Annotated in this window: 13 protein-coding genes; 9 read left to right on the top strand and 4 right to left on the bottom strand. The window is 67.2% G+C overall.

The window, feature by feature from the left end; all coding sequences use genetic code 11:
• Nucleotides 1-1,024: ABC transporter transmembrane domain-containing protein (locus JWQ05_RS10625; protein WP_299658396.1), on the bottom strand; the 1,024-nt coding region annotated here is incomplete at its 3' end.
• 179 nt (nt 1,025-1,203) lie between these two features.
• Between JWQ05_RS10625 and rpmE the strand changes: the two genes are divergently transcribed.
• A complete protein-coding gene (rpmE, locus tag JWQ05_RS10620) occupies nt 1,204-1,458 on the top strand; it encodes a 50S ribosomal protein L31 (protein ID WP_299658394.1) in 255 nt (84 codons plus the stop codon).
• A gap of 155 nt (nt 1,459-1,613) precedes the next feature.
• On the opposite strand, the gene JWQ05_RS10615 is transcribed toward rpmE, so the two are convergent.
• Entirely contained in the window at nt 1,614-2,144 is a 531-nt protein-coding gene (locus JWQ05_RS10615) for a DUF1465 family protein (RefSeq protein WP_299658392.1), read from the bottom strand.
• A gap of 510 nt (nt 2,145-2,654) precedes the next feature.
• On the opposite strand from JWQ05_RS10615, the gene rpmH reads away from it, so the two are divergent.
• The 7 genes from rpmH (at nt 2,655) to JWQ05_RS10580 (ending at nt 6,906) form a co-directional block, all read left to right on the top strand.
• Entirely contained in the window at nt 2,655-2,789 is a 135-nt protein-coding gene (rpmH, locus tag JWQ05_RS10610) for a 50S ribosomal protein L34 (RefSeq protein ID WP_055947927.1), read from the top strand.
• Nucleotides 2,790-2,952: 163 nt separating this feature from the next.
• A complete protein-coding gene (rnpA, locus tag JWQ05_RS10605; RefSeq protein WP_299658377.1) occupies nt 2,953-3,531 on the top strand; it encodes a ribonuclease P protein component in 579 nt (192 codons plus the stop codon).
• Nucleotides 3,524-5,365, top strand: coding sequence for a membrane protein insertase YidC (gene yidC, locus JWQ05_RS10600; protein ID WP_299658376.1), 1,842 nt, complete (start codon nt 3,524-3,526; stop codon nt 5,363-5,365). The genes rnpA and yidC overlap by 8 nt, the downstream gene beginning before the upstream one ends.
• A gap of 137 nt (nt 5,366-5,502) precedes the next feature.
• A complete protein-coding gene (yihA, locus tag JWQ05_RS10595) occupies nt 5,503-6,153 on the top strand; it encodes a ribosome biogenesis GTP-binding protein YihA/YsxC (protein WP_299658374.1) in 651 nt (216 codons plus the stop codon).
• Nucleotides 6,150-6,521 (top strand): DUF423 domain-containing protein, encoded by a 372-nt coding sequence (locus tag JWQ05_RS10590; protein ID WP_299658372.1) that lies wholly within the window; start codon nt 6,150-6,152, stop codon nt 6,519-6,521. Before yihA ends, JWQ05_RS10590 begins: the two co-directional genes overlap by 4 nt.
• The gene (locus JWQ05_RS10585) at nt 6,518-6,754 is read left to right on the top strand and encodes a hypothetical protein (protein WP_299658370.1); all 237 of its coding nucleotides are present in this window, start codon (nt 6,518-6,520) and stop codon (nt 6,752-6,754) included. Before JWQ05_RS10590 ends, JWQ05_RS10585 begins: the two co-directional genes overlap by 4 nt.
• Nucleotides 6,751-6,906 carry a hypothetical protein gene (locus JWQ05_RS10580; protein WP_299658368.1) on the top strand — a complete coding sequence of 52 codons (156 nt, stop codon included), beginning with the start codon at nt 6,751-6,753 and terminating at the stop codon, nt 6,904-6,906. Before JWQ05_RS10585 ends, JWQ05_RS10580 begins: the two co-directional genes overlap by 4 nt.
• Before the next feature lie 20 nt (nt 6,907-6,926).
• On the opposite strand, the gene JWQ05_RS10575 is transcribed toward JWQ05_RS10580, so the two are convergent.
• Together JWQ05_RS10575 and JWQ05_RS10570 are read right to left on the bottom strand one after the other, a co-directional pair.
• The gene (locus tag JWQ05_RS10575; RefSeq protein WP_299658366.1) at nt 6,927-7,550 is read right to left on the bottom strand and encodes a carboxymuconolactone decarboxylase family protein; all 624 of its coding nucleotides are present in this window, start codon (nt 7,548-7,550) and stop codon (nt 6,927-6,929) included.
• A 38-nt stretch (nt 7,551-7,588) separates the two neighbouring features.
• The gene (locus JWQ05_RS10570; protein ID WP_299658364.1) at nt 7,589-9,034 is read right to left on the bottom strand and encodes a TIGR00366 family protein; all 1,446 of its coding nucleotides are present in this window, start codon (nt 9,032-9,034) and stop codon (nt 7,589-7,591) included.
• Between the two features lie 250 nt (nt 9,035-9,284).
• Between JWQ05_RS10570 and JWQ05_RS10565 the strand changes: the two genes are divergently transcribed.
• Complete coding sequence (locus JWQ05_RS10565) at nt 9,285-9,599, top strand: hypothetical protein (protein WP_299658362.1); 315 nt, start codon at nt 9,285-9,287, stop codon at nt 9,597-9,599.
• Nucleotides 9,600-9,676 lie beyond the last annotated feature (77 nt).

The following is a 9,676-nucleotide window of genomic DNA, read 5'->3' as shown; positions in this document are numbered from 1 at the left end:
CGGCCGGGACCTGGATGGCGGATTCGGCGGCCAGGATCTCGCCGAGGCGCTCGGCGGCGCCGGCGGCCTGAGCGAGTTCGCCGTAGACCTCCGAGAGCTGCCCCAGGGCGCTGGCGCCGAAGACCGCGTAGAGCACGAATTGCGAGAGCTGGCCCGCCGTCATGGTGCCGGCGAGCACGCCTTGGGCGCCGTACCACATCACCCCGACGACACTCGCAGAGATCAGGAAGATCGCCACGCCGGTCAGGAGCGCCCGCGCCTGGATCGAATCGCGGGCCGCTCCGTAAGCGTTCTCGGACGCGTCGGCGAAGCGGGCGGCGGTGGCCCGGCCCATGCCGAAGGCCTGCATGGTGCGAATCGCGTTCACGGCCTCCGCTGCGTAGGCGGACGCATCCGCCAGCCGGTCCTGAGCGGCCCGCGAGCGTCGGCGCACCCCGCGTCCCGACAGAATCAGCGGGAAGACGATGAGGGGAATCGCCGCCAGCACCAGGATCGAGAGCTTCGGGCTGGTAATCACCATCATCACCACGGCGCCCGAGAACAGGAAGGCGTTGCGCAGCAGGATCGAGATCGAGACGCCAAACACCGCCTTGACCTGAGTCGCGTCCGCCGTGAGCCGCGAGATGATCTCGCCCGAGAGCGAGCGGTCGAAGAAGGCGGGGTCGAGCTGGGTCAGGCGCCGGAACACGGCGGTGCGCAGGTCCGCGACCACGCGCTCCCCCAGCGTCACCACCGTGTAGTAGCGCGCGCCGCTCGACAGGGCGAGAACCGCCACCACGCCGATCAGGGCGGCGAAGTAGGTGTCGATGACACCCTGTCCGTCCGGCGAGAAGCCGTGATCGATCACCCGGCGCAGGGCGATCGGCACGACGAGGGTCGCGCCCGAGGCCGCCAGCAGTGACAGGAACGCCGCCAGGATCCGCCCGCGATAGACTGCCGCGAAGGGAATCAGTGGCCGCAGCGAACCGAGCGGTGCCTTGGGCCGGAGCGCCCCCTGGTTTTTCTTGTCACGGCCGCGAGCCATGGTGCCTCGTCATCATTGGTCGTATCAGGAAAAGCGACCGCCGGGCGGTCTCTTCGAGCGGCGCACGCTTGTCGGGCGAAGGTGCGTGGGGTATAGGCGCGCCTTCATCCGATTGCGCGTGATCTATGGCCGCGGGCCGCCAGACGGGCCGGTCGGCTTGGCTATTCAAGGATTTCGTCATGGCAAAGAGCGCGGCCGCCAAGGCCAAGGGTACCGAGCATCCCGACTACCATTTCATCAAGGTCGTGATGACCGATGGGTCCGACTACATGACCCGGTCGACCTACGGCAAGGAGGGCGACACCCTCAACCTCGACATCGACCCGAACACCCATCCGGCCTGGACCGGCGGCGAGCAGAAGATGCTCGATCGCGGCGGTCGCGTCTCGCGCTTCAATTCGCGGTTCGGCGCCCTCTCGTTCGGCAAGAAGTAAGGCGATCTGCCGCCGTCGCGGCGACGCGGCGGCCGGTCGAGGACACGCCGAACGAGGTAACGCAAAACGGGCGGCACCCAGGGTGTCGTCCGTTTTGCGTTTCGGCCGTGGTTTTCAGGTTCGGCCCCCGGCTGCGGCGCCGGGGATGGAGCGGCTCACGCCGAGGCGGGGGCGAAGGCCGCGCGCAGGAGGCCGAGTTGCGCCACCACAGGGCTTTCCTGCGGCGCCGGGGTCGGACGCTCGTCGGTGATCACCGCGTCGAGGTGGAGGATCCGGGTGTGGAGCCGGCGCGAGCGCACGATGAGGTCCTGCAGGGTCGGCGGCAGCACGCCGAAGACCTCGCCACGGAAGGTCTCGGGCGTGGTCAGGCGCACGCGGGTCTTCTCCTGCATGGCCTCGGTGGGGGTCAGTTCGCCCTCCGACACCGCCCGCTGCACCAGCAGCCAGGAGGCGATCTGCATCAGCCGGGTGGTCAGGCGCATGCTCTCGCTGGCGTAGGACAGCGTGCCGTCGCGCGACATCAGGCGGGATTCCTCGCGGCCCGTCCCGTCGAGATAGGCGGCGGCCTCCTCCACCAGGGTCATGCCCTCGCGAAACAGTGTCTTGAACGCCTCGGAGGTGACGTAGGTGTCACCGAAATTGACCCAGTCCCGCTCGTCCCGAAACATGACGTCGAATCCGCTCATGGTGCCTCCTGTGCCGCGACCGGACCGATTTCGTCTCGAAATGAAACGAAGGCGGCGCGCTTGCACCTCGAAGCGCAACTCTAGCGCCGCAGACCGGACGCGGGGGCTTTACCCGTTGTTAACGTTAACCCGGCCGGCCGGTGCCCACGGCTCTTGCCACGAAAAAAGGCCGCCCGTTTCGGGGCGGCCTGGAAATGAGTGTCGGGAGCATTGCAAGCGAGCAGATAAGCGGTCCACCCGGTGTCCGGGATCACCGAACAGGATCACAGGATGGCGCCACAGGGTTAACGAACCGTTACTCCGGGTCCATCATTGCGCGGGGCGAACGCCGGAGCCGATGCGACGCCGGAATTGACTCGCGTGGGACCTTCCGTCATAAGCCGCGCCATCGCGACGCGGCGCCTTCGAGGGGCGCTGTTCGCGCTTGCAGACACATTTCAGGGCGAGTGAATATCCGGCGCGGCCTTTGGCGCAGCCCGGATCGATCCTCGGCCATTCGGAGATCGCGCCGTGAAAAGAACTTATCAGCCCAGCAAGCTCGTGCGTAAGCGTCGTCACGGCTTCCGCGCCCGCATGGCCACGGCCGGCGGCCGCAAGGTCATCGCGGCCCGCCGCGCCCACGGCCGCAAGAAGCTCTCGGCCTAAGAAATCCGGCGGCGCCGTCACGGCGGCGCGCCACACCATGACGTTGGTTCCCGATGCTCCCGTCGAAGGCCGAGGTCCTGCCGTCCAAGGCCAGGATCTTGCCGTCGAAGGCGGAGTTCTTGCCGTTCAAGGGCATGAGGCGCGGCGCGGGATCGGATCGGCCATGTCGACGATCGGACGGTTGCTGCGACGTGCCGAGTTCCTGGCAGCGGCCGGCGGACGGCGTTTCCACAATGAACGCATGTCGGCGCAGGGTCTCATCCGTGCCGATGATTCCTCGGGTACGGACAAGCCAGAAGGTGTGCCAGACGGCCTGCGCCTCGGCTTCACCATCACCAAACGGGTTGGCCACGCCACGGAGCGCAACCGCATCCGGCGACGCCTGCGAGCGGCCGTCGCGGAGGCCGCCAATGATCTTCCGGCGCGCAATGCCGATGTGGTCCTGGTAGCCCGGCGCCCCGCGCTGCATGCACCCTTCGATACCCTGGTCGAGGATCTGCGCCGCGCCGTCGCCGTGGTGACGAAGCCGCAGACGGCCAAGCACGCCAACCCCGCCGAGTCCGGCCGGACGCCCTCCCGTCGCGGACGCGGCAAAGGAGCGCCCGCGTCTGGCGCATCGGCGGCGGCTCCGGTAAGGGCCTCGGGCGCGACGGCGCCGACAACGCTGTCAGGCCGGGGGCCGGACAGCGCGCGCACGCCCTCCCCACTTTCCAATGCAGGCGACGGACCGACCGATGGGTAATGACAAGACGAACATGATCGTCGCGATCGCCCTGTCGCTGGCGGTCCTGCTCGGCTGGAACTACTTCATCGCCGCCCCGCGCGTGGAGCAGCAGCGCCAGGCCGCCCTGCAGAACAAGGCGGCGACGCAGCCGGCCGGACCGGACGGCGTGCCGAGCGCGAGCCCCAAGGAAGGCGGTCCCGCCAACCCGGTGCCCGGGACCCTGCCGGGTGCCTCCGGTACGGCCGGCGGAGTCGTGCCCCGCGAGGCCGCCATCGCCCGCTCGCCCCGCGTGAGCATCGACACGCCGGCGCTCGCCGGCTCAATCGCCCTCAAGGGTGGTCGCATCGACGACGTGTCGCTGAAGAATTATCACGAGACCGTGGACGACAAGAGCCCGCGCATCGTGCTGCTTTCGCCGACCGGGACCGAGAATCCCTACTATGCCGAGTTCGGCTGGGTCGGGCAGAATGCCGGTCCGCTCCCCAACGGCGACACGCTCTGGACCGCGGACGCCACCACGCTGGCGCCCGGCAAGCCCGTCACCTTGAGCTACGACAACGGCGCCGGCCTACTGTTCAAGCGCGTGATCGGCGTGGACGACAAGTTCCTGTTCACGCTGCGCGACGAGGTCGAGAACAAGGGCGCCAACGCCGTCAGCCTCTATCCCTACAGCCTCGTCTCGCGCTGGGGTAAGCCGCATACCCAGGGCTACTATGTGCTGCACGAGGGCATGATCGGCGTGCTCGGCGCCGACGGCCTGCAGGAATACACCTACGACCACCTCGCCAAGGAGCCGGCGCTCGGCAATGCCAGCACCAAGGGCAAGACCTGGACGGGCGTGACCGGCGGCTTCGTGGGCATCACCGACAAGTACTGGGCCGCCGCCGCGATCCCCGACCAGTCGGCCCCCTATACCGGCAGCTTCACGGAGCGGACGGACGGCGCCACCAAGGTCTACCAGGCCAACGTGCTCGGCAACGTTCAGGTGGTTCAGCCCGGCGCCTCGGTGGCGGCCACACAGCAGCTGTTCGCCGGCGCCAAGGAGGTGAACACCGTCAACGCCTACCAGGCGAACCAGAACATCAAGCAGTTCGACCTGCTGATCGACTGGGGCTGGTTCCACTTCATCACCAAGCCGATGTTCCGGGCCCTCGACTTCTTCTACCACCTGTTCGGTAATTTCGGCATCGCCATCCTGGTGGTCACGCTCTGCCTGAAGCTGCTGTTCCTGCCCATCGCCAACAAGTCCTACCAGTCCATGGCCAAGATGAAGGCCGTGCAGCCGGAGATGGCCTCGATCCGCGAACGCTATGCTGACGACAAGATGAAGCAGCAGCAGGCGATGATGGAGCTCTACAAGAAGGAGAAGATCAATCCGGTGGCTGGCTGCTGGCCGGTGCTGATCCAGATCCCGGTCTTCTTCGCGCTCTACAAGGTGCTGTTCATCACCATCGAGATGCGGCATGCGCCGTTCTTCGGCTGGATCCAGGATCTGGCCGCGCCCGATCCGACGAGCTTTCTCAACCTGTTCGGCCTGCTGCCCTTCGCGGCTCCGGACATCGTCCATCTCGGCATCTGGCCCATCATCATGGGCATCACGATGTTCATCCAGATGAAGATGAACCCCGCGCCCCCGGACCCGGTCCAGGCGCAGATCTTCACCTTCATGCCCATCGTGTTCACCTTCATGCTCGGCTCGTTCCCCGCCGGTCTGGTGATCTACTGGGCCTGGAACAACACCCTCTCGGTGATCCAGCAATACGTCATCATGCGCCGCAACGGCGTGAAGGTGGAATTGTGGGACAACCTGAGCGGGATGTTCAGGCGCAAGAACGCCGTCGCCAAAAGCTGAACCACGCGCCGCCGGCCGCCCTGGGGCGCCGGCAATCGCACCGATCCGGTCCTCTCCGTCCCGCGACGGGGAGGACTTCCCGTTTCCAGCGTATCGGCTCGCGAGGGTGGCGGATGCGCCCCGCCCGGAGCCACCCGATGTCCCAAGCCGAAGACGATGCCGCGCTGCTCGAGGCCGGGCGCCTGCTGTTCGCGGGCGCGGCCGACTTCATCGCCTCGGCCCCGAACGTGCCCGCCCTGCCGCCGATGAAGGGCGTGGAAATCGCCTTTGCGGGCCGCTCCAACGTCGGCAAGTCGAGCCTCGTCAACGCGCTGACCGGGCGCAACACCCTGGCGCGGACCTCGCACACGCCGGGGCGGACGCAGCAACTGAACTTCTTCGACATCGGCGGCCGTCTGACCCTGGTCGACATGCCGGGCTACGGCTACGCCGCGGTGGAGAAGACCAAGGTCGAAGCCTGGACCGACCTGATCCACGACTACCTCAAGGGCCGTTCGAACCTCGCCCGCGTGTTCATGCTGATCGATTCGCGCCACGGCCTGAAGAGCATCGACACCGACGTACTCGACGGCCTCGACAAGGCGGCGGTGAGCTATCAGATCGTGCTGACCAAGGGCGACGCGCTGAAGAAATCCGAGATGGACGCCCGTATCGCCGGGGTGCAGGACGCCATCGCCCGGCGTCCGGCGGCCTATCCGGAGATCCTGCTCACGTCCAGCCGCGACGATCGCGGCGTGCCGGAACTGCGCGCCAGCGTCGCCCGTCTGCTGAGGGAGCGCGGCGCGTGACCGGCGTCGACCGCATCCTGCTGGCACTTGGCGCCCTCGCCGGCCTCCTCGGCGTCGCCGCGAGTGCAGCCGCCGCTCATGTCAGCGGGGCCGACAGCCTGAAGACCGCCGCGCAGTTCCTGCTCTTCCACGCGCCTGCCATCCTCGCGCTGGCGGCGTTGTCGGCCACGGGGACGACGCACCGGCTCGTCACACGGATCGCCGCGGGCGTCCTCGTCGTCGGGCTCGCGCTGTTCTCGGGCGACCTCGCCCTGCGGGCGCTCCACGGGACGCCGATGTTTCCGATGGCGGCGCCCACCGGCGGCATGGTGTTGATGGCCGGGTGGCTGCTCGTAGGGGTGGCAGCCTTCGTGCCAGGCCGGCGATGAACCTTGTCTTCAACGAGCAGATCAAGCTTTTGGCAATCGCTCTGAACACGGCCGCCACTTCGTGCTTCACGGTCGGAATTGCGACACCGGTCGCCGGCTACATCTATAATTTCGGAAATATGCAGACGACGGTGAGCCTCTGGTCGCTCGGACTTGGCGTCGCCGGTTGGCTTCTCGCAGCCATCCTCCTACATTTCCTGGCGAGGCGCGCCTTGAAGGGGCTCAAGCCATGAATGAACTTGCCATTCTCGCATTCATCGTCACCCCGGCCATCGTCGTCATGATCGGCTATGTCGCCGTGCGGCTTCAAGAAGAAGCGGGCCGTCGATACGACGCTGCGGCTCTCGAACAGCACAGGGTTACGACCGGCGCGCCACGTTCCTAGAACCGACGTGCCGGGGCGCCTCAGCGGACCAGCGGCGGGAGTTGCGGTTGCGCTCCGTCCGGCAGGGCGGTGCGGGCCATGTTCATGCTCATGGCAAGCAGGGTGTAGTAGCCGTTGATCCCCGCCATCTCGATGGCGCCCTGCTCGCCGAAGGTCGCGACCGCGCGAGCGTAGGTCGTGTCGCTCACCGCTTTGTTGTGGTGAAGCTCGGTTGAGAAGGCGTAGACTAGGGTTTCCTCAGGTCCCATCGCATCCGGTCGCCGACCTTCCTGGATCGCCGAGACGATCGCCAGATCGAGCCCGGCCTTCAGGGCGATCGGCGCATGGATGTGCCACTCCAATTGCTGCGTCCATTCCCGCGCGGTGATGAGGATGATGAACTCGCTCAAGCGAAGGGGCAGCACACTGCGGTAGCGCAGGTGCAGCCCCATGGTGCTCGCGTTGGTCATCAACTCGGGGCTGCGCAGGAGCGGCACGAACGGCCCGAAGACGGGGGTCTTGCGCGCGGCGAGGAACTCCGCCGAGGCGGCCTTCTGGGCCTCCGTCAACGAGGCGGCGGGGATTTCGGGCAGGCGGTCTTGGGCCAAAGCGGACAGGGTCCCGAACAGGAGGATGGACAGGGCGGGGAGTAACGTTTTGCGCATCGGTCTCGACGGTTTCTGCCGGATGTTGCAGTCGATGCCTATGGCATGACCGGCGGGTGGTAGGTCAGCGTGAAGGCGAGCGCCCAGAGCAGGAACAGCACCACCGGCAAGTGAATCAGCAGTTGCAGGAAGCTGAAGCCGACGATGTCGCGCGCCTTCAGCCCGAGGATGCCTAGCAGCGGAAGCATCCAGAACGGATTGATCAGGTTCGGCAGCGCCTCGGCGGCGTTGTAGACCATGACGGCCCAGCCGAGATGCACCTGCAGCTCGTTGGCCGCCTGCATCACGTAGGGCGCTTCCAGCAACCACTTGCCGCCACCCGAGGGTACGAAGAACCCGAGCACCGCCGAATACACGCCCATCGAGATCGGGAAGCTGCCGGTGGTGTTCAGGCTGACGAACGCGTGGGTGATCACCTCCGAGACCGAGATGCCGGCCGCGTTCTTCGGCCCGGTCAGCATCGCGCTGATGGCGGCGTAGAGGGGGAACTGGATCAGGATGCCGGCTGTCGCCGGCACGGCTTTCGCCACCGCCACGAGGAAGCGCTTGGGGCGCCAATGCAGCGCCAGGCCAAGCGTGATGAACAGCAGGTTGTAGGTGTTCAGGTTCGAGATCGCGGTGATCCAGGATTGCCGGGCGAATTCCTGGAAGATCCATCCGCCTGCGATCACGACGAGAAGCACCGTGAGGATCGGCGAATGCTCCAGCCACTCGCCGGGTTGCTGGGGGCGCCCCAGGTCCGGCTGGTCCCGGGCGACGTCGACCCCGAGATCCTCGGCCGTCACCGCCGTATTCGGACGCGGGGCTGAGATGTACGCGATGATGATCGACATCACGAAGAGGATCGCGGCGATCAGCATCGACTGCCACAGGAAGATGGTCTCGCTGAACGGGATCACGCCGGTGATCGGCAGGAGCGCCTTCGGCAAACTTGCCGGGTTCGCCTGGAGCTGGGCGGCCGAGGAGCTGAGCCCCATCGCCCAGGTGGCGCCGAGGCCGAGATAGGCGGCCGCTCCCGCGGCGCGGTAATCCATCCGCAATTCCGTGCGCCGGGCGAGCGCGCGGGCGAGCAGGCCGCCGAAGATCAGGCTGAGGCCCCAGCTCAGGAACGAGGACAACATCGTGGCCGCGGCGACGAAGCCGACGGCGCCGCGGCCGGTCTTGGGGATGCTGGCGAGCCGGTCGATCAGGGCCTGGACCGGCGGTGCCGTTGCCACCACGTAGCCGCCGATGGTCACGAAGGCCATCTGCATGGTGAAGGGGATCAGGCTCCAGAATCCGTCGCCGAAGCTCTTGGCGATGGCGGTGGCCGGCGCGCCGTTGGCGAAGGCACCGAGCGCCACGATGACCACCGCGATGGCGACGAAGATGAAGGCGTCGGGAAACCACTTCTCGGCCCAGGCGGTGAAGCGGACGCCCGCACGGGACAATGCGCTCTCCGATGCCACGGCCTCGGGCCTGCGCTCCAGCGGGGGTGTCGACATCGAAACGTCCTGGAAAAGAGGGCTGTCGCCCGGCGGGGCGTATTGTCCGCAAATGCCGGTTCAGCTCAAGGCGGCACTCGCCCTTTACACAAGCTTGGCGGGGGTTTGTCACGCCCGTCGTTTCGGCCCCGGGCCCACTGAACAGCGCGTTTCAAACTTCCTTGAGGAGTTCCGGCATAGAATCGGCGCGGAGAGCCTGAAGGAACTGTGGGTGGCCGGAACTTCGAAAATTCGCGATCTCGACACGAGGATGGCCGAGCGGCGCTCGCGCGGCGGCGCGGTCCGCGATCTGCGGCCAGGCAGCCAGCGGGAGCCCAGTGCTTCCAAGAAGCCCTTCCTGTCGCCGCTGGGCTGGCTCGGCGCGCTGGCCGTCAACATCGCGGTGGTGGCACTGATCGGCCTCGGCTTCGTCCTGCTGCCCCCCGTCCTCGATTGTCGCGAGCAGAGCGCGCGCGGCTTCTTCGCGGGGGACGCCTTCACGGCCTGCGTCGGCCGGGGCTTCTCGGCACGCTCCGAGGAACTCGACGGGCGCCTCCGGCGGATGATCCTGCGCTCGGGTCAGTGAGCCCGGCCCAACAGGCGCGACAATAAGAAAACCCGCGCCGACAGTGTCGGCGCGGGCGGCGTCCTTGAACCGGAAAG

It is taken from the genome of Methylobacterium sp., assembly GCF_028290105.1.
Classification (GTDB): Bacteria; Pseudomonadota; Alphaproteobacteria; order Rhizobiales; family Beijerinckiaceae; genus Methylobacterium.
Note: the sequence above shows the minus strand (reverse complement) of the source record. Positions and strands in the feature narration are given on the sequence as shown.

What these genes read in the sequence shown, in the direction of transcription:
- yidC (WP_299658376.1), top strand. Translation starts at nt 3,524, where the DNA reads ATGGGTAATGACAAGACGAACATGATCGTCGCGATCGCCCTGTCGCTG.
- JWQ05_RS10615 (WP_299658392.1), bottom strand. Translation starts at nt 2,144, where the DNA reads ATGAGCGGATTCGACGTCATGTTTCGGGACGAGCGGGACTGGGTCAAT.
- JWQ05_RS10575 (WP_299658366.1), bottom strand. Translation starts at nt 7,550, where the DNA reads ATGCGCAAAACGTTACTCCCCGCCCTGTCCATCCTCCTGTTCGGGACC.
- JWQ05_RS10570 (WP_299658364.1), bottom strand. Translation starts at nt 9,034, where the DNA reads ATGTCGACACCCCCGCTGGAGCGCAGGCCCGAGGCCGTGGCATCGGAG.
- JWQ05_RS10565 (WP_299658362.1), top strand. Translation starts at nt 9,285, where the DNA reads ATGGCCGAGCGGCGCTCGCGCGGCGGCGCGGTCCGCGATCTGCGGCCA.
- JWQ05_RS10580 (WP_299658368.1), top strand. Translation starts at nt 6,751, where the DNA reads ATGAATGAACTTGCCATTCTCGCATTCATCGTCACCCCGGCCATCGTC.
- rpmE (WP_299658394.1), top strand. Translation starts at nt 1,204, where the DNA reads ATGGCAAAGAGCGCGGCCGCCAAGGCCAAGGGTACCGAGCATCCCGAC.
- yihA (WP_299658374.1), top strand. Translation starts at nt 5,503, where the DNA reads ATGTCCCAAGCCGAAGACGATGCCGCGCTGCTCGAGGCCGGGCGCCTG.
- rnpA (WP_299658377.1), top strand. Translation starts at nt 2,953, where the DNA reads ATGTCGACGATCGGACGGTTGCTGCGACGTGCCGAGTTCCTGGCAGCG.
- JWQ05_RS10585 (WP_299658370.1), top strand. Translation starts at nt 6,518, where the DNA reads ATGAACCTTGTCTTCAACGAGCAGATCAAGCTTTTGGCAATCGCTCTG.